Source organism: Citrobacter sp. JUb117 (assembly GCF_024809055.1).
GTDB classification, from domain to species: Bacteria; Pseudomonadota; Gammaproteobacteria; order Enterobacterales; family Enterobacteriaceae; genus Citrobacter; species Citrobacter gillenii.
Genome location: NZ_JANUFB010000001.1, coordinates 632,168 through 650,080, shown reverse-complemented (window position 1 = coordinate 650,080; position 17,913 = coordinate 632,168). Strand labels below are relative to the sequence as shown.

At 50.3% G+C, this 17,913-nt stretch carries 21 protein-coding genes and 3 tRNA genes; 6 read left to right on the top strand and 18 right to left on the bottom strand.

The genetic code is table 11. The features are described from left to right. Positions 1-5: 5 nt before the first annotated feature. The 3 genes from araG to M2374_RS03150 all read right to left on the bottom strand — a co-directional run bounded on the left by araG (position 6) and on the right by M2374_RS03150 (position 3,498). Positions 6-1,520: an L-arabinose ABC transporter ATP-binding protein AraG gene (araG, locus tag M2374_RS03160; RefSeq protein ID WP_115258797.1), complete on the bottom strand. Its 1,515-nt coding sequence runs from the start codon at positions 1,518-1,520 to the stop codon at positions 6-8. A 114-nt stretch (positions 1,521-1,634) separates the two neighbouring features. After that, positions 1,635-2,624, bottom strand: coding sequence for an arabinose ABC transporter substrate-binding protein (locus tag M2374_RS03155; protein WP_115258798.1), 990 nt, complete (start codon positions 2,622-2,624; stop codon positions 1,635-1,637). Positions 2,625-2,940: 316 nt separating this feature from the next. Continuing rightward, complete coding sequence (locus tag M2374_RS03150; protein WP_181688260.1) at positions 2,941-3,498, bottom strand: DJ-1/PfpI family protein; 558 nt, start codon at positions 3,496-3,498, stop codon at positions 2,941-2,943. Between the two features lie 501 nt (positions 3,499-3,999). On the opposite strand from M2374_RS03150, the gene M2374_RS03145 reads away from it, so the two are divergent. Next, positions 4,000-4,503 carry a non-heme ferritin-like protein gene (locus tag M2374_RS03145; protein ID WP_115258800.1) on the top strand — a complete coding sequence of 168 codons (504 nt, stop codon included), beginning with the start codon at positions 4,000-4,002 and terminating at the stop codon, positions 4,501-4,503. Between the two features lie 80 nt (positions 4,504-4,583). On the opposite strand, the gene M2374_RS03140 is transcribed toward M2374_RS03145, so the two are convergent. Continuing rightward, positions 4,584-4,835, bottom strand: a complete 252-nt coding sequence (locus M2374_RS03140; protein ID WP_096757473.1) for a DUF2766 family protein — start codon at positions 4,833-4,835, stop codon at positions 4,584-4,586. Between the two features lie 127 nt (positions 4,836-4,962). Here M2374_RS03140 and M2374_RS03135 point away from each other — a divergent pair, with 127 nt between their 5' ends. Beyond that, positions 4,963-6,384: an MFS transporter gene (locus tag M2374_RS03135; protein ID WP_181688261.1), complete on the top strand. Its 1,422-nt coding sequence runs from the start codon at positions 4,963-4,965 to the stop codon at positions 6,382-6,384. Positions 6,385-6,418: 34 nt separating this feature from the next. On the opposite strand, the gene M2374_RS03130 is transcribed toward M2374_RS03135, so the two are convergent. After that, positions 6,419-7,057 (bottom strand): RpiB/LacA/LacB family sugar-phosphate isomerase, encoded by a 639-nt coding sequence (locus M2374_RS03130; RefSeq protein ID WP_115258802.1) that lies wholly within the window; start codon positions 7,055-7,057, stop codon positions 6,419-6,421. Positions 7,058-7,326: 269 nt separating this feature from the next. Here M2374_RS03130 and M2374_RS03125 point away from each other — a divergent pair, with 269 nt between their 5' ends. Both M2374_RS03125 and ftnA read left to right on the top strand, forming a co-directional pair. Continuing rightward, on the top strand, positions 7,327-7,662 hold the full coding sequence (locus tag M2374_RS03125) for a YecR-like lipofamily protein (protein WP_117341916.1): 336 nt from the start codon (positions 7,327-7,329) through the stop codon (positions 7,660-7,662). Positions 7,663-7,855: 193 nt separating this feature from the next. Continuing rightward, entirely contained in the window at positions 7,856-8,353 is a 498-nt protein-coding gene (gene ftnA / locus M2374_RS03120) for a non-heme ferritin (RefSeq protein WP_096757477.1), read from the top strand. A 45-nt stretch (positions 8,354-8,398) separates the two neighbouring features. Here ftnA and M2374_RS03115 read toward each other — a convergent pair whose 3' ends face one another. Next, positions 8,399-8,638, bottom strand: a complete 240-nt coding sequence (locus M2374_RS03115) for a YecH family metal-binding protein (protein ID WP_096757478.1) — start codon at positions 8,636-8,638, stop codon at positions 8,399-8,401. 213 nt (positions 8,639-8,851) lie between these two features. On the opposite strand from M2374_RS03115, the gene tyrP reads away from it, so the two are divergent. Further along, complete coding sequence (tyrP, locus tag M2374_RS03110) at positions 8,852-10,063, top strand: tyrosine transporter TyrP (RefSeq protein WP_115258804.1); 1,212 nt, start codon at positions 8,852-8,854, stop codon at positions 10,061-10,063. Between the two features lie 29 nt (positions 10,064-10,092). On the opposite strand, the gene M2374_RS03105 is transcribed toward tyrP, so the two are convergent. The 8 genes from M2374_RS03105 to M2374_RS03070 all read right to left on the bottom strand — a co-directional run bounded on the left by M2374_RS03105 (position 10,093) and on the right by M2374_RS03070 (position 15,964). Beyond that, positions 10,093-10,758 carry a YecA family protein gene (locus M2374_RS03105; protein WP_096757479.1) on the bottom strand — a complete coding sequence of 222 codons (666 nt, stop codon included), beginning with the start codon at positions 10,756-10,758 and terminating at the stop codon, positions 10,093-10,095. A gap of 84 nt (positions 10,759-10,842) precedes the next feature. Next, on the bottom strand, positions 10,843-11,124 hold the full coding sequence (locus tag M2374_RS03100) for a heavy-metal-associated domain-containing protein (protein ID WP_096757480.1): 282 nt from the start codon (positions 11,122-11,124) through the stop codon (positions 10,843-10,845). Then, a complete protein-coding gene (locus M2374_RS03095; RefSeq protein WP_137399679.1) occupies positions 11,121-11,477 on the bottom strand; it encodes a mercuric transporter MerT family protein in 357 nt (118 codons plus the stop codon). Before M2374_RS03095 ends, M2374_RS03100 begins: the two co-directional genes overlap by 4 nt. Beyond that, the gene (locus M2374_RS03090; RefSeq protein ID WP_181688262.1) at positions 11,455-12,597 is read right to left on the bottom strand and encodes a transglutaminase-like domain-containing protein; all 1,143 of its coding nucleotides are present in this window, start codon (positions 12,595-12,597) and stop codon (positions 11,455-11,457) included. The genes M2374_RS03095 and M2374_RS03090 overlap by 23 nt, the downstream gene beginning before the upstream one ends. 239 nt (positions 12,598-12,836) lie before the next feature. Continuing rightward, on the bottom strand, positions 12,837-13,307 hold the full coding sequence (locus M2374_RS03085; protein ID WP_115258807.1) for an SRPBCC family protein: 471 nt from the start codon (positions 13,305-13,307) through the stop codon (positions 12,837-12,839). A gap of 13 nt (positions 13,308-13,320) precedes the next feature. Continuing rightward, positions 13,321-13,842, bottom strand: a complete 522-nt coding sequence (locus M2374_RS03080; RefSeq protein ID WP_249418285.1) for a DUF1571 domain-containing protein — start codon at positions 13,840-13,842, stop codon at positions 13,321-13,323. A gap of 356 nt (positions 13,843-14,198) precedes the next feature. Beyond that, positions 14,199-14,387, bottom strand: a complete 189-nt coding sequence (locus M2374_RS03075) for a hypothetical protein (RefSeq protein ID WP_170973037.1) — start codon at positions 14,385-14,387, stop codon at positions 14,199-14,201. A 377-nt stretch (positions 14,388-14,764) separates the two neighbouring features. Further along, positions 14,765-15,964, bottom strand: coding sequence for a hypothetical protein (locus tag M2374_RS03070; protein WP_181688263.1), 1,200 nt, complete (start codon positions 15,962-15,964; stop codon positions 14,765-14,767). Positions 15,965-16,308: 344 nt separating this feature from the next. On the opposite strand from M2374_RS03070, the gene M2374_RS03065 reads away from it, so the two are divergent. Beyond that, positions 16,309-16,551, top strand: coding sequence for a DinI family protein (locus M2374_RS03065; RefSeq protein WP_096757486.1), 243 nt, complete (start codon positions 16,309-16,311; stop codon positions 16,549-16,551). A gap of 335 nt (positions 16,552-16,886) precedes the next feature. Here the strand turns inward: M2374_RS03065 and M2374_RS03060 are convergent. The 4 genes from M2374_RS03060 to pgsA form a co-directional block, all read right to left on the bottom strand. After that, positions 16,887-16,973, bottom strand: a tRNA-Leu gene (locus M2374_RS03060). Positions 16,974-16,985: 12 nt separating this feature from the next. Then, a tRNA-Cys gene (locus tag M2374_RS03055) sits at positions 16,986-17,059 on the bottom strand. A gap of 52 nt (positions 17,060-17,111) precedes the next feature. Further along, a tRNA-Gly gene (locus M2374_RS03050) sits at positions 17,112-17,187 on the bottom strand. Positions 17,188-17,338: 151 nt separating this feature from the next. Further along, complete coding sequence (gene pgsA / locus M2374_RS03045) at positions 17,339-17,887, bottom strand: CDP-diacylglycerol--glycerol-3-phosphate 3-phosphatidyltransferase (protein ID WP_096757488.1); 549 nt, start codon at positions 17,885-17,887, stop codon at positions 17,339-17,341. Positions 17,888-17,913 lie beyond the last annotated feature (26 nt).

Below are 17,913 nucleotides of genomic sequence, written 5' to 3'. Positions count from 1 at the left end.
CTTATTCAGGCTACAGCCTGGCTGACTTTAGGCATAGCAAGGCTCAACGCCTGACGCTCATCCGCCTGTTCGTGGAGCAACACACCGGCAATTTCACCTTCTCTCATCACCACAATACGGTCGGCGACGCCAAGAACTTCCGGCAAGTCACTGGAGGCAAACAGCACGGCAACACCGCGCGCCGCCAGGGCATAAATAACGTTATAAATTTCATGCTTCGCGCCCACATCGATGCCGCGCGTCGGTTCATCGAGCAAAATCACCTTCATATCTTCCGATAACCAGCGGCCGAGAATCGCCTTCTGCTGGTTACCACCAGAGAGGTTCATGATCAGCTGCTCTGCTCCCGGCGTTTTAATATTGAGTGAGCGGATATGGTGGTCAGCGTTAGTCTCTTCCCAACCGTTGTTAATCAGGCATCCGCCCAGAACATGTTTACGCCGGGCGCTAATATTGATGTTGTTACGAACCGAATGGACCGGAATAATTCCTTCGGCTTTGCGGTCTTCCGGGCACAGCATCATGCCGGCCTCAATCGCGTGGCTGGGTTTACGGATATCAATCGGCTTTTCATCAATAAACACCTGACCTTCGGTGATTCGTGTTCCGCCAAACAGCCCTTTCATCAGTTCGCTACGCCCGGCCCCGACCAGACCAAACAGCCCAACGATTTCACCACTGCGCACCGATAAACTGATCGGCGTACGCACGCCTGGCGCTTTAACCTCATGCAAGCGCAGGCGTTCTGTGCCATACGGTCGAGATTTCCAGCCGTAGATATCGCCGAGGTCACGCCCCACCATAGCCTGCACCAGCGCCTCGTGATCGACCTGCTGCATATCGGTAAATGTCTTAACGTACTGCCCATCTTTAAACACGGTAATCGCATCGCTGAGGGCGAAGATCTCTTCCATACGGTGCGAGACATACAGAATGATGCGCCCTTCGTTGCGCAGTTCGCGAATAACGCGGAACAGATTCTCTATCTCTCTGGCGGAAAGCGAGCTGGTCGGCTCGTCAAATGCGATGATTTTGGCGTTACGCGCCAGCGCTTTGGCAATTTCCACCATTTGCCACTGGCCAATGGAGAGATATTTCAACGGCGTGGCCGGATCGATATCCATCCCCAAATGTTTTAGCTGTAAACCGGCTTCGTAGTTCAGCAGCGAGCGGTTCACAATCCCACCCTTGTGGGGCAGTTGGCCTAAGTAAATATTCTCGGCGACGGTCATTTCCGGCACCAGATGCAGTTCCTGGTAAATAATGGCGACACCGGCGTTCAGCGCGGTGGTGGTGTCCGCAAACGAAACCTCCTCGCCGCGGATCACCAAAGAACCCGTCGTTGGCGCATAGTTACCGCTGAGAATTTTTAATAATGTTGATTTCCCGGCGCCATTTTCACCCATCAGTGCATGCACCTGACCGGCATAGCAGTCAAAGCTAATATCCGTCAGCGCCTTAACGCCAGGGAAGGTTTTGCCAATGCCGCGAAATGAGAGATACGGGGTAGACTGTTGCATAACGTCTCCGTGAATCTAATCTGTTGCCGGATAGCGGCGTTGCCTTATCCGGCCTACTGAGGGCGTAATGTGTTGGCCGGATAAGAGACATTTTGTCTTATCCGGCATGACGTATTACTTGCCGCCTAACCCTTTTTTCGCCAGCTCTTCTTTGAAGTTATCGCGGGTGATCAGCACCACATCGGTCACTTCAGTAAATGCCGGCGGCTCTGCCCCTTTGGTCACCCAGTTGTAAAGCATTTCACTGGATTTATAGCCGTGTACGTCCGGGCTTGGCAGCAGTGAGCCGTAGAAGCCGGTCGCTTCACCTTTAGACAGTTCGCTAATCGCATCGACGCCGTTGATGCCGATACCAATCACGTTTGGTGCTTTAAAGCCCTGCCCTTCGGTCGCACGCACGCCACCCAGCACGGTGTTGTCATTCATGCCGACAATCAACCAGTGTTTAACTTCAGGATGCTGAACCAGCATGGAGTTCGCGGCGTCGAATGCGCCGGGGATATCGTTAGATTTGGTCGGAACCTGATAGATCTGTTTTTCCGGGAAGCCGGCCGCTTTGAGCGCGTCCATTGAACCGGACGTACGACGACGCGCGGTATCAAGTTCGTTGGCGGTTATCGCCATCACGGCAGAAGATTTCACATCCCAGCCGCGTTTTTGCATTTCTTTGTACAATTCCTCGCCCTGACGCTCACCAATTTTAGTGGCCGCCATCATCACCAGCGGCACGGTGTCCATCGGCTTACCTTTGGCGTTGGCAAACTGGTCATCGACGGCGATCACTTTCATGTCATAGCCACGCGCCTTTGCCATAATCGCAGGCCCGAGCTTGGGATCCGGCGTACAAATAACAAAGCCTTTCGCGCCACTTGCCGCAAGGCTGTCGATGGCATTCAGGGTTTTCTCACCATCCGGGACGGCAATCTTAATCACTTCAAAACCAAGGTCTTTACCGGCTTTATCCGCAAATTTCCATTCAGTCTGGAACCAGGGTTCTTCCGGCTGCTTGACCAGGAAACCGAGCTTCATGGATTCAGCGATAGCGGATTGTGACATAACGGCAGCCAAACCGATGGCCGCCAGCGCTTTAGTGAATTTGTGCATGGTTAACTCCAGCTTTAACGTTCTTTTATGTAGGGTAAAATCAGACGATTTTTTGTAATTCGGACGTAAAACAAGGCATTACCTTTTATTGATAAGATCAATGCCAGTGCTGAGAGTAGTTGTAGCGGGAAATTGATTCTCCATAAGAGAGCGGCATCACACCACAGAATTACAGTAATTGCGTACATAAATTCAGTGGGAAATGACATAAAAAAACGCGGTTTTTTTGGTGGGGAAAATGAGGCGCAGCAGATTAATCCATAACATCAGTCAGTGAATCCTTGTTCCCGAATGCACACATTCGGGAACGCAATGATTACCAGGGGTAATAAATATGTTCGGCATGGTCGCGAACTGGGGCATCATCTTCCAGCAGACGAGCAGAAACGGCAAAAGCAAAATCAAAAATATGACCTAAGCCTTTGCCGCTGATCAGATTGCCATCTTCGACTACCGGCGCGTCGATGTATTCACCCTCCGTGACGTTTTGCCACAAATCCCCTGAGCACACGTAGCGACGGCCCTTCAGCAGGCCGTTGCCTCCCAGAACCCGGGCGGCGGCCGAGCACACCGGACAAATCAGTTTTCCGGCGGCATCATGACGTGCAATAAACTGGACAACCGCATCGCTGGCGGCAAGATTCACGCTGCCCTGCGGCCCACCGGGTAACACGACGGCGTCATACATCGTCTCCAGGCGGGTAGCCAGGGTGCTGTCAGTGACCATCGGAATATCGTGATAGCTCACTACCGCACGGGACTCGGCGCAGGCCAGCGTCTCAACGTCAATATGCAGACGGCGAAGAATATCGATGGTGACAATGGCTTCAGCCTCTTCAAAACCGGGTGCCAGCAGCACCGCGACCTTTTTCATACTTAACTCCTCGATTTATCCACATCAATCAAACCATAAATGTCGAATTATTAATGTCATTTGATTAATGCAATTCAGTAAAATTGATCAGGCGCAAAAAAAACGTCAAATATTGAGAACTCGCACCGAGGATACCTTGTCGGAAAATTTAATTTTGTGATATGAAACGCCATTTCATTATCTTTATTTAACTTTAACAACTTTAAAATCAGTTCGTTACATTCACTCCCGCTATACATCAAAATATTAAGAGCAAGAATATTCTTATAACAATATGTAAAAAAACATAAATACGAAGATTTAAGGATTTTCTTATGCGTGAGCAGGCGCTATGCTTATTTTCGATCGGCATAGAATTGCCTCAGTGATCATATAAAGGACCGGCAGAACGGATTTATTCTGCTAACAGTATTACGTGTACGTAGATGTAAAGTGCAACGGCAGCCCGTTGTACTGACGTGAGTAACGTACATTTTCCTTTCTGGAAATAAGGATATTGATATGGCTGCAGTTGGAATTGTTCACAAACTCAACACCCAAATGAATCTTGAGTTTTATGCTTCAAACCTCTACCTTCACCTTAGTGAATGGTGCTACGAGCACAGTCTGACCGGCACCGCAACGTTTCTGCGTACGCAGGCACAGAGCAACGTCACGCAAATGATGCGCGTGTTTAATTTTATGAAAAGCGCGGGTGCCAACCCCATTGTCAAAGCCATCGACGTGCCAGGCGATGAGTTGACATCTCTTGAAGACTTATTTCAAAAAACGCTGGATGAATATCAACAGCGAGCCAACACACTGTCACGCTTAACAAATGAAGCAGAAGCATTGAACGATGCGCCAACCGTTGATTTTCTTCACGATCTGGAAAAAGAGCAGCAGCAGGATGGTGTGCTGTTGCAAACGATTCTTGATGAGGTTCGTAGCGCCAAACGCGCCGGACTGTGTATGGCGCAAACGGATAAGCATCTGCTAAACGTCGTTAACCACCAGCATCACTGATACTCGGCACTACCCTGTCTGCGCCTCTGTATCCAAGAGGCGCAAAAAAACCTTTCTAAAACCTGAAACAACGGTTTATTTTAGTGAGACTCACTTTGCGGCGTGAACTTCAGTTCGATCAACGCAACGGCTTTTTGAATAGCGCGCATCGTAACCGGATCGCCACCTGCGGGATGACTGGAAAAATCGATGCTTTTCAGTTGGCTGGACATTTTTTCCCGCACTTCGACCGGGGCAATGACATCAATAACATCCAGAATTTGCTTAATAACCAGCTGGCAGGCAACAACGTCCGAGAGCAGTTCCTGATCGGCATTCAGTGTTTGGGACATAATGAGCTCCTTATAGAAAGGTTGTCATAGTACCCATTCAGCGTGCGAAACGATAGCAGTGCGGAGAGTACAGCTGCACTGAAAATAAAAAGAACCCGTGAATTTCATTTGAGATGGCAAGCACAACATGAGTAACGATGTAGCGGTTGAGAATAAACGTGGCCTCTCCCCGGCGGCCTTGCTCGTTGCCGGGGCTTTTTTTATGGAGTTTATCGATGGCACGGTCATCGCCACCGCCCTACCCGATATGGCAAAAAGCTTTGGCGTTGAGGCGGTCGATCTCAACATTGGCATCAGCGCTTATCTGATCACCCTGGCGATTCTGATCCCTGCCAGCGGCTGGATTGCCGACCGCTTCGGCGCGCGTAAGGTGTTTAGTCTGGCGCTGGCCATCTTTACCCTCGCCTCAGTGCTGTGCGGGTTATCCACCAGCCTCGAAAGCTTTGTAGCGATGCGTATCCTACAGGGAGTGGGCGGTGCACTGATGGTGCCGGTTGGTCGCCTCGCGGTGCTGCGCACCACGCCAAAGCACCAGTTAATCACTGCCATTGCCACCCTGACCTGGCCGGCATTAGTCGCCCCTATCATCGGTCCCCCGCTCGGCGGGTTTATCACTAGCTATGCCAACTGGCGCTGGATCTTCTTTATTAATGTCCCGTTGGGATTACTGGCGATAGCCCTGGCGTTACGCTTCATCCCCGATATCCATGATGATGAACGCCGCCCCTTCGACATCCCCGGCTTTATTGCCACCTCGGTTGCCATGGTTAGTCTGGTGTATGCCATGGAGTTATTGGGCGCACAACAGCCTCAAGGCTGGCTAACTGCTGGCCTACTTACGCTTGGGGTCGTCACCTTTCTGTTCGCTTTGCGCCATTTTCGCCATGCTGCCTGGCCGATGATTCGTCTCGATGCCCTGCAGGTCCCGACGTTTCGCGTCACGATGTACGGCGGGTCGCTGTTTCGTGCGTCTATCAGCGCGGTACCCTTTTTGCTGCCGTTGATGTTTCAGGTCGGCTTTGGCATGAACGCCTTTCATGCCGGCTCATTAGTGCTGGCGGTGTTTGTCGGCAATCTGACGATCAAACCTGCGACCACGCCGTTGATTCGCTGGCTGGGCTTTAAAAAGCTGCTGTTGATTAACGGTACGCTGAACGTACTGGCGCTACTGGCCTGCGCGTTGATTACCCCGCAAACGCCAGTGTGGGTGATTTTACTGGTGCTGTATCTGGGCGGCGTGTTCCGCTCGATCCAGTTTACCGGTGTCAGCACGCTGGCCTTCGCTGATGTTCCCGCTTCGCAGATGAGCTACGCCAATACGCTGTTCAGCACGGCCACGCAATTAGCGGTAGGGTTAGGGATTTCGCTGGCGGCAATTGGCATCAGAATGGGTGATGAAGTCAGCAAGTGGCTGGCGCTGAGCCATGTGCCCGGCATTAGCTTCCGTCTGGCCTTTGTGGTAACTGCTATTATTTGCCTGATCGGCATGGTGGATACGTTGCGACTCACTCGCGACGCAGGCTGTGCGGTGTCAAACAAGAACCGATAAGCCCGGACAGCGTGCGCCGCCGGGCCAACAACATTTAGCCAATGATTTCACGGACAAACGCTTCAATCGCTTTGTCCTGGCAGTTTTCAAAGAAGCACTGCTGGAAACGCGGGCCGGATACAGCCGTTTTCACCAATTCGGGATCGATAGCGCGCAGAGTATCAAGATAGTTTTCTTTGACGACCGCCGCTTTAACCTGATTCAGAATACCGGCGTTACGCACCTGTGGCTCTTTACGCTCCGGCGGATAACCCTCGCCGTTACGCCCCGTGAAGGCTTTTTCGAACATATAGCGTACGTTCAGCTCGGCGCCCCAACCGAAACCTTTCGCAAACGCCAGAGAGAGCGCATTACCGTTGTTGATTTGTGCGAACAGGAACGCATCTGCCGGGTCGAGGCAATAGCCGCACACGACGCCCGGATGGATATTCAGCGACATCATGGCGCCCTGACCCGTACCGCAACCGGTGACGACAAAATCGACAGCTTTAGAATTGAGCAGAATGCTGGCCATAATACCAAGATGAATATAGGTCAGATGATGGTCATTTTCATCGCTCATACCAACGTTAAACACCGGGAAACCTTTCTCATCAGCAACGGCTTTAAGCTCGTTATGAATGATCGCGTTTTTGCTTGCCTGGCTGTTTTCCATCATCAATGCAATTTTCATTGTGTCTTCTCCTGAATACGTCGCGGGGGTTCCGCCATGAGTCATAACATTCAGGCCACATTACTATTTTGCAAACTCACTTTCAAATTTAATGAAATTTAGTTTTAAAAAGTAATGATGTGCTCACATTTTTCCTTTGAAACAACCGATTTGCCTCATGCCGAAGACGCCGTTGTGATTACTTGCAGGTGATCGTTAAGTTATTCAGGCCATTGTCAGGCCGCAGTGTATGCAAGGATAGCCTATCACCGAACTTTCAGAGCGATATCATGAAGACCCTAATCCTAACCCTATTGCCGCTCGTGCTGACGGGATGCACTATCACTAAACAGGCACAGGTCAGCGAAGCCAGCCCTATCACCGGTGTAGTGCGCTTGACTTACAACCAGGCCATGCTGCAGACGGCTCGTACCGACGATTATGTTGCCCAGGGTACGGCGACAAAGGAATGTCAGCGGATGGGATACGCCAGCGCGGTGGCGTTTGGCCAACCGGTTGCCACCTGCAGCGTTTATGCCGGTTCCTTGTGCATGAATACCACCATCACGCTCGCCTGGCAGTGCCACGGCGTCGCCGTCCCACAATCCCCCTCTTTTAATTACTAATATGCAGACCAGCATATTGCTGCTGGTCTTTTATTACGCCGGGTTTATTTTTACGATCTAATATCGTTAATGCGTTTTATTCCCATTCGCATTTTTAATAATTAAAATTATTATTTTACCTTTTGCAAATAAATAAATAACAAATTATAGTGATGCCACATCAATATATAATTACCGTTCGTGGAGCAGAACCATGCTGAAAACAGAAATGATCGACCAACTGAATGAGCAAATGAATCTTGAATTATATTCATCTCTGCTCTACCAACAGATGAGTGCGTGGTGCAGCTATCACAGCTTTGAAGGCGCCGCCGCGTTCCTGCGTCGCCATGCACAGGAAGAGATGACGCATATGCAGCGTCTGTTTGACTACCTGACCGACACCGGCAGCTTGCCGTGCATTAATACCGTGCCATCACCGTTTGCTGAATACGCGTCACTGGATGAACTGTTCCGCGTTACCTATGAACACGAACAGCTGATCACCCAGAAAATTAATGAACTGGCGCATGCGGCAATGACCCATCAGGATTATCCGACCTTTAATTTCCTGCAATGGTATGTTGCCGAGCAGCACGAAGAAGAGAAATTATTTAAATCGGTTATTGATAAATTAACGCTGGCAGGCAAAAGCGGTGAAGGTCTTTATTTCATCGACAGAGAACTGGCCACGCTTGATACACAGAATTAATTCTGTTGGCTAACGGTGGCGCTATACTACCGTTAGCCAGGAATATTAATGGCGGCAGATCTTACTTTCGTGCGTAGAGAAGCCGTCGTCTCTGGCAATAAACTTCCCCTTCGCTGCTAAGAACGCCACCAGCTCAGCTGCCGTCATGCCCTCAGCAGAACAGGTATGAAAACGTGCCTGCTCGCCAAAACGTGCTGTAATCGCCGCTTCAAGGCTGGCATTTGAATACTGTTCGCCAGACTCAATCATCATGTTGAGTACTTCGTGGCCGTGAATAGATTCCATACATTCTCCTCAATAAAGCCCATAGCCTAATGTGAACGGCTTTATGCTGCTTTGCGCTAACGCAGAAAAATGTCATCTGGAATACATCTTAACCACCCACCAAGTGTAAATATAATTATACACGTATTGTAACGGTCATTTGACGAAAATAGCGTTATGCTTTACTCTGCGCCGCAGATACAACTGTTGACTATCTCTGGGACAGAGGAAAGCGTGAAGAATAGAACTCTGGGTAGTGTTTTTATCGTGGCGGGAACCACGATTGGCGCCGGTATGCTGGCGATGCCATTGGCTGCGGCGGGCGTGGGATTTAGCGTCACGCTGGTGTTGTTAGTTGGTCTATGGGCACTGATGTGCTACACCGCGCTGTTGCTGCTCGAAGTGTATCAGCATGTCCCGGCAGACACCGGACTCGGCACGCTGGCAAAACGCTATCTCGGTCGCTACGGACAGTGGATCACCGGCTTTAGCATGATGTTTTTGATGTATGCGCTCACAGCGGCGTACATCAGCGGTGCGGGTGAACTTTTGGCCTCGAGCATCAGTGATTGGACCGGCACCAGCATATCCCCAACGATGGGCGTATTACTGTTCACCTTTGTTGCCGGGGGGGTGGTATGTGTAGGCACTTCATTGGTTGATCTGTTCAACCGCCTGCTGTTCAGCGCCAAAATTATTTTTCTGGTCGTTATGCTGGCGTTGCTGATGCCGCACGTCCATAAAGTCAATCTCCTCACGCTACCGCTGCAGCAGGGTCTGGCGCTTTCTGCCATTCCGGTTATCTTCACTTCATTCGGTTTTCACGGCAGCGTTCCCAGCATTGTCAGCTATATGAACGGCAATATCCGTAAATTACGCTGGGTGTTTATTACCGGTAGCGCCATCCCGCTGGTCGCCTATATTTTCTGGCAGTTGGCCACACTCGGCAGTATCAACTCATCAACCTTTATGGGGCTGCTCGCCGATCATGCGGGCTTAAACGGTTTATTACAGGCGTTACGTGAAGTGGTGGCCTCACCGCACGTTGAGCTGGCAGTGCATCTGTTTGCCGACCTCGCACTGGCGACCTCCTTCCTGGGTGTGGCGCTGGGCTTATTTGATTATCTGGCTGACCTCTTCCAGCGCCGTAATACTGCAGCCGGAAGACTGCAGACCGGCATAGTGACATTCCTGCCGCCGTTGGCCTTCGCCCTCTTCTACCCGCGCGGGTTTGTCATGGCACTGGGATACGCAGGCGTGGCCCTCGCGGTGCTGGCGCTGCTGATCCCGTCGATGCTGGTCTGGCAGAGCAGAAAACACAATCCTCAGGCGACGTATCGCGTTGCCGGCGGCGCTCCGGCACTGGCACTGGTGTTTATTTGCGGGATTGTGGTGATAGCGGTGCAGTTTTCAATTGCAGCAGGACTGCTGCCAGAAGTGGGTTAAAAAAAAGGGGGCTTAATGCCCCCATTGTCTTAGTGCAGACAGCACTGCTTATATTTTTTACCGCTGCCGCACGGGCACGGATCGTTACGTCCTACCTTGGCATCGACTTTAACCGGTACCTTCGCCGGGGCTTCCTGCGGGTGCGCCATCCAATACGCGTGTAGATCCAGCGCCGCCAGACGGATAGCCTCAACGCTCTCTTCAAACGCCTCTGGGGTCAGTTTTTCCACCACCTCGAAGTTTTCTTCCGTCCCGTGCAGCGCAATCGCCTCAAGCGCGGGTTTTAACGAATCCGGTAATGTGGACCAGTCAGACAACGCCACACCGCGCATATAGCCAAAGCACCACTCTTCCACAATCGTCAGCTCATGGCCTTCAATTTCGCGCAGGCCAAACAACGGTTCAAACTGCTCCGGGAATTCATCCAGACGATCGGCGGTATCCGCCATGTGCTGAAACGCCAGGTTCATAAAACGCGCCATTTCTTTTTCGGATGACCAGCGAGGGACATACTGCGCGCCGCCCCATATCGCGACCAGCCACTGCTCTGGCTCAATTTCAAAAGGTGAACTGAGCACTGCCGTCAGCAAGCCGTCCAGCTCTGAGACATCCAGAATCGCCTTATCGGTATTGTACTTGGTCAGTACATCATCCAGCCATTCCAGCTCGCTCTCGTTTAACGGTCCCGTTTTCATAACGCTTTTCCTTAGTCAATAATTCTTGCCTGTGAGTATCTTACATGGCTGGCAGAATAACTGATACCAATAGGCATAAACGGCTTACTGTTGCTCAATACGGTTTAGCGTGGCCGTGTATCCAGTTTTCGCCACCGCGTTCAGCAGCGTATCAGTAGAAAAACCGTGGGGCACGATGGCTTCGGCCTGTCGAGTCTTAAGCGAAGATTTGGCTTTGATCACGCCGTCGGTTTCGCGCAGCGCCTGGTTCACCGAAATAACGCACAGCGAGCAGGTCATATTTTGGATATCCAGCACCACTTTTTGATTGGCGGCCTGTACCCATAACGGCAGTAATAACCATCCCAGCAGCATTACTTTTTTCATTCAAACACCTCATAAAACCAGGCCACCAGCGTGGGGTAGAATAACACCGGCAAAATCAGCGCCACGGCGAACCAGTATAGAACGCGCATCTGCGTCAAGGTTAACCGCCCGGTGCACCACAGCCGTTTAGAAAAATAGAGTCGCCAGAAGACGCGTAATAATAACCCTAACGTCAGCACCATCAGGGGGATACGTAAAAATTCAGCCTGGGTGAATACCGCAAAGCCCGCCGCGGAAATACCAAACAGCAGATATAACAGCGGCCCGACGCAGCACAGACCGGCGGTGACAGCCGCCGCAGCGGCCGTCAGCAGGGTTAATCCCGCCCCCTTAGCGTTGTTCTGTTGCGACATAGCGGTAAGAGAACGCTTTAGGGTCATAGAAATTGATCGGATCGCCGTCCACTTCAGCATAAGGGTAACCAAAGTTGTTCATCGCACCCTGCTCGGTTGCCGGATACAGTTCAAAATCGCGTCCGTAGTTGAAACCCACCCAGTTCATTTCCCAGTTACCAAACAGGTAAGCGTTGACGGCCTGGACATCGGCATCCTGATGGTTTTTTTTCTCTGCCAAACGCATTTTGGTCACGTCTGCCGGGTCGCACGGCAACCAGCCGTAGCCGGCCAGGTAGAACTCAGCACGACAGTGCTGTCCACCACTAACATCGGCAACCCCTGCGCTGTCGGCTTTGCCAAACGCGCTTTTCGAATAGCGTTCCAGCTTAGTGGCTTTCCCCAGGCGGATGCCAAACAGTTCACGCGCAGGAATGCCGCTAGCCCGAGCCAGTGCCACAAAAACGGAACTCATGTCGGTACATTTTCCCTTAAGCTTGCCGCTTTTCAGGATCTCTGCGACATCGCCTGTCCCGCAGCCAATCACGTCATTATCACGCTCCATATAGCGACTCACCCACTCATAAATAAGGCGTGCTTTTTTCAGTGGGTCCTGCTCCGTCCCGGTAATTTTACGCGCGGTTTCCTGAACCAGGCCATCGATGGGCGTATGCGCGGTCGGCAGCAGATACGGTTTGACATCCAGCGGGTAAATAATCTGCGCCGGCGCTTGCCAGGTTTTTAGCGCGTCATGTTTCAGCGGTTCCCAGTCGGTCGTTTCAATCTCAATATCGACCTTTATCAGCAACTCACCCTGCGAATCGGGCCAACTGGCAAACAGCGTTTTGGCGCCGTAGGTGTTATTAGTGGTGACGTACGCCTGCTTATAGTTGCCGGTAAAGACAAGGTTCGTCATCTGCTGAAACGCGGTGTCTACCGGCAGCGGTATCCACAGTTTCACCACGCCACGCGATCCCTGAGGTGGATTGAGCTGATAGGTTTGTGATAACACAAAACGTCGACGCGCCACCGGCGCTGCTAACGGCTCTGCGGCTTGTACTGTCTGGCTAACTATCGAAGGGCCGACGAATCCGGCGGCAGAAAGGAGTACGCTATTTTTAAGAAACTGGCGACGTTGCATTGCTGTCTGTCCATATTATGAGAGTTGAGCCACGGCGAGCGTAGGCGATCATCACAGCAGACAGACGCTGACGTAAAAAGGCGAGTCGATGGGGATTATTCATCAATAACAGACCTGTTAACTGTGAATGAAAAGAGAACCGATTAAGCCACTTTCGACCACAAGAGTACAGGCGCAATAAGAAAAAAGGCAAAGAATGCATAAAATATGCGAGTCCCTTTACCTGGCTCGCCATTAAATTAAAACATATACACAGGAGCGCCTAATTTGCGGGCAAGTCCTCTTGCGCCCTCGCGCATAACCGTATCGTGATTCCAGCGAAATACGGGGGCTGCCAGCGGGGCAAGATAGTTCATCCAGCGAAGCGTGGTGCGAATGTTCCAGTCGTATCTGACGAGTGTCTCCTTACCTAATTCGACAAAAGACCATACTCCACGACCTTCAACCTCACCGCAGGCTTCTCCTTCGAGCAGAGAACACGGCTGAATATTCAGTACATTAATATCAAAGGTTAAACGATACGGCAGCGCCCCTTTCCAGGTATAACGGTGCAACGCGCCGATACCCAGCCCATCACCTTTCTTAATTTCGGTGACTCGCTCCAGACTTACCCACCACTCTGGCCACTGGTCCGGATGCGAGAACACCTCCCAGACCTCCTGCAGTGACGCCTCAACCCGCCAGACGGTAGAAAACTGATATTCGGCCATTACGCTGGCTCCTTCAAGGCGTGAAGAAATTGGCAGGAAAACGGACGTTAACGATCTGTGAGTCCATAAGCACCGTTTCCAGCAGTTTTCCCTCCAGCGTGTAGCTCATCACTTTGGCAGGCAGCCCATAATAGTTATCTAACCAAAGGTCATAGCGATGAACACCATCAACAACCATTGCCTTCGGCCCCACCACCGAGACATAGGTGACCAAGCGCCCGGATAGATTCTCCACGCCAAGGGTGGTGGTGGTTCCCTCACGCTGCAGACGGCGAATATTCCCCAGCAAAACGCCGATGTCAGACCGGTCCACACGATGACCGCGCTCATCCTGAATCAGTGAATTAGTGGGCGACAGCGTCAAAACAGGCAACGTTCCTAGCCCAAATGGCCACAACGTCACCTTCCCACTATCGGGGTTATAGGTCAGTACCGCACCAGCATGCGGTTGGGTGAAGTCCATTCGTACATAGCCGGGTTTTTTATAGCTATAGCGAATAATTTTGCTCGCCTCTGTCGTGGACGAGGAACGCATAACAACCTGATAGGATTGTATTTGATCAAACCTTTGTTGATAACGACTGATGGGGTCTTGCGACGGCACAGACTCCACAGCAACGCTCACTGCTACTGGATACGCTATCGCGCTAAAAACGAGTAACGTTGCAGACATCATCGTCAAAGAGAGTAAGCCTCTCATGATCGTCTCCTGCATCAGTAGGGTCTGCAAACAGGAGCTATCACCTGTTACCTGCTTTCATTATAGGGGGGAATTCAGCGGTGCTGACTGGCTGGATAATCATTATTTTCACAGACACAGCGGTAAAATTAATCATACCTACGTCGGGTACCAACGCTGCCAAACGCTATACTTGAATAGCCACATTTTTATCAGGTATTCATCATGAAACGGCCACGGGTACGTTCATACTTAGCCTTCACCGTACTGTTGATGACGTCATTCTGTGCTATTGCCAGCACCTTACAGGACCAGGCCGCAAGAGAGCGTGAATTAAGTGCGGCGCTGTCTACCGGCAACAGCGTCATCATCGTTGGAGGAACGGAGGATTTCGGTTTCACGCTCAGGTCCCACAACAAAATCCATCGGTCTTTTGCGATTCAGGATGGCATTGGCGATCCCATTATGTTTAACCGTTTTCAGAACCAGAGTTACAATCCCGCCCGAGATGGGTTCAGTAATAACCCGGCCCGCGGAGGATTTATGATGGGTGCACCGATTCGCAGGTAGATGCCTATTGAAACCTTGCCCTTAGAAAAGAGCCGATGCGGGTCAACAAATTACAGGCACAACAAAACCACCCGTAGGTGGTTTCACGACACGGCTTATTGATTTAATTATTCAATTAGAATGGGACTTGAATCCACACAAGCCGAACACCAAGGCGAGGTTTTACTGATACCAAACGGAGAACGTAAAGCATGTCGCAAGCGCTACCTCAACTGGATTGCGGTTGGCCGGATGAGTACGGGCATTTAGCACTTTCTAAAAGTGCCTCATCTTGCGCTAGTAGGGTAATCACGTCTCCAGCAATATCAGCCCTGATTCCAAGAGATTTGTGTGCAACATAGGCAGCAACAGCCAACGGCCTCCATTTAAAGCAAGCTGCAATACGCCTGATCTCTTCAATAACCTTGAATGTGTCACATTCTAAGGCCAAGCTTGCACGCGCTGTGTCAAAAGATATTCGCTGAGCATTGGTCAGCGGGGGAAGCCTTTTAAGCTCTGCTGTGATTATTCGCTGAGCTTCAACACCTATAGAAGATCCGCCTTCGACTATCCCCGTCAATCCAACAAGTTTTCCACCATCACTACGGCTATTATCATCTTTGACCTGGAGCGGAACAGTCTGGGCCATCAACTCGACATCCTGCTGAAGGAGATCGAGCAATTCGGGCATAATTTCAGGGTTAATTACACCTTTCAAAGCATCTACTCGTTTTGCCAAGGTCACAGGAGAGCAACCCAATCGAGTTGACATAGAAATAAGGCGATTTGCTATCATGAAAATGTCATTCAAGCCAATTAAAGGCTCACACTCGCTGCGGAGTATCATATCTTCACGTTGGGCATAATTTTGCTTAATGGGTTTCCTGACCTTAGGTTTTGCTTTTTGACTCGTATAGCCACGCAAAGCATCCTGCGTGCTTTCTATTAGCATGTTAATACTGTTTGTCAGATCTTCACTTCCTTTCAGACTGGAGGTGATCTGATGCATTTTATGAAGCCTTGCCAGCATTTCAGGCGTTGCGCTCCCTGATGCTATACTCTGGCTTATCTCATGCATATTTTTGATAATTCCAGTGGAAATTTGCGATGGATCAGACGCAATCTCTTTAACTTGGTGGCTATTTTGTATTGTACGCTCCATCAGTTTGAGCACGTCTTTCCAATCGGTTTTTACACCACATTTTAGGGCTTCAAGCCTGGAAATCGTATTACGAAGGCTGTGACATTTCGCCAAAGGGATGGCCTCGCCTACGTTTTTACCCATTCTCAGCCAATTAATAAGGGCAATAAAATCGTTTGCTGCAGAATCATTCAACCCTTCAACGACACGTTTTCTCACATCGGGATCAGAAAAGTTCGTTCTTGGCTTCGGAAGGCGATCATTTTTATGGTCGCTTGGTTTCTTCATACCGTTTACTCAGAATATTTTAATGAATCAAGCGTTGCTCGATGTCAGTAGAATAAGGGGTTAAAACAATACAACTCAATCAAATATAAGGATATCCCCCTCATTGAGCAATATTGAAAACGGTCTTTCTCGTACTCTTTCACGGAGCGGTCATCACACATTGCCGTTCTTCAGGTTGGTCAGGTATGGATTCGGGTGAGCCCGTCATCGCTCAATCCGGACTTCAGCGACCATTGCACATATCAGTCGCAACTGAAGGGATGCCCACGTTAACGCCCTCTTGAATAGTGGATAAAAACACAGTATAAACACTGTATATTCATCCACCAGAAAGGCAGTGTGCAATGTTTGTGGAACTCGTTTATGACAAAAGAAATTTTGAGGGTTTACCGGGTGCAAAGGAGATTATTTTAGGTGAGTTGAGTAAGAGGGTTCACCGACTCTTCCCGGATGCGGATGTTCGAGTTAAACCGATGATGACACTACCGGGGATCAACACAGATGCCAGTAAGCACGAGAAAGAACAGATAAGCCGAACCGTTCAGGAAATGTTTGAAGAGGCTGAGTTCTGGCTGGTGTCAGATTAAACATCTCTGATTCATCATACTGGGTAAGTACAACCCGCCGCGAGTGGCAGTCATTCAAGACTCACACTTCAAACATTCGCCAGTCAACCGCTGCCATATCTTTACATACAGTGTGGTGGCGGCAAATTTCCCGACTTTGATTTCCAATTCCCTTTTCTCGTTCTGAAAGCAAAAGAGCATTTTGTTGTTACGTTTGCGGTGAGGCAGTAATGCCCTCTCTGTATGAGGAATCTGAATGACTACGCAATGATCAAAGCAAATTACAAAAACAAAAAAACCACCCGTAGGTGGTTTCACGACACTGCTTATTGCTTTGATTATTCTTTTCTTTCCCATGGTGCCCGGAGTGGGACTTGAACCCACACAGCCTTACAGCCGAGGGATTTTAAATCCCTTGTGTCTACCGATTTCACCATCCGGGCTCGGGAAGAAATTGGAGGCGCGTTCCGGAGTCGAACCGGACTAGACGGATTTGCAATCCGCTACATAACCGCTTTGCTAACGCGCCGAAATCTTCAGGCTTTTCAGCCAACACCCGCATATTGCCGATGTTTTAAATTTGGAGCGGGAAACGAGACTCGAACTCGCGACCCCGACCTTGGCAAGGTCGTGCTCTACCAACTGAGCTATTCCCGCATCACCAAGTAACTTTGTTAATCACTTGATTTTACTATCGTCTGGCAATCTGTGCTGCCGTTCGATGCGTTGCATTCTACTTACCTGACGCACTGAGTCAACGATATTTTTCACCACTTTCGATCGTTTGCTGAAATTTGCGTCGAAACGATCACTGATCAAGCAAATCTCCACGTGCAGCTCTCAAATACTGGAACATTGACCACAATGTCAGTATCGCAGCAACGAAGAAAAGCGCGATCCCGGCGTATTCAACCCAGATATTTGGCCGCCACAGTAACCACGCCAGAGCCGCCATTTGTGAGGCGGTTTTGACTTTACCGATCCATGACACGGCTACGCTGTTGCGTTTCCCCAGCTCGGCCATCCATTCGCGCAGTGCTGAAATGATAATTTCACGGGCGATCATCGTCGCAGCAGGTAATGTTACCCACCAGCTGTGGTAGTGCTCCGCTACCAGCACCATGGCGATAGCCACCAGCACTTTATCGGCGACCGGATCGAGGAAGGCACCAAAACGCGTACTTTGGTTCCAGCGGCGTGCCAGAAATCCGTCAAACCAGTCGGTAACCGCCGCGATACAGAAGATCAGCGCACTAACAAAGGGAGCCCAGGTAAATGGCAGATAAAACGCCAATACAAAGAATGGGATCAGAATGACGCGAAACAGCGTGAGCAATGTAGGGATATTAAATTGCATATGACGGATAACTATCTGTTGTCAGT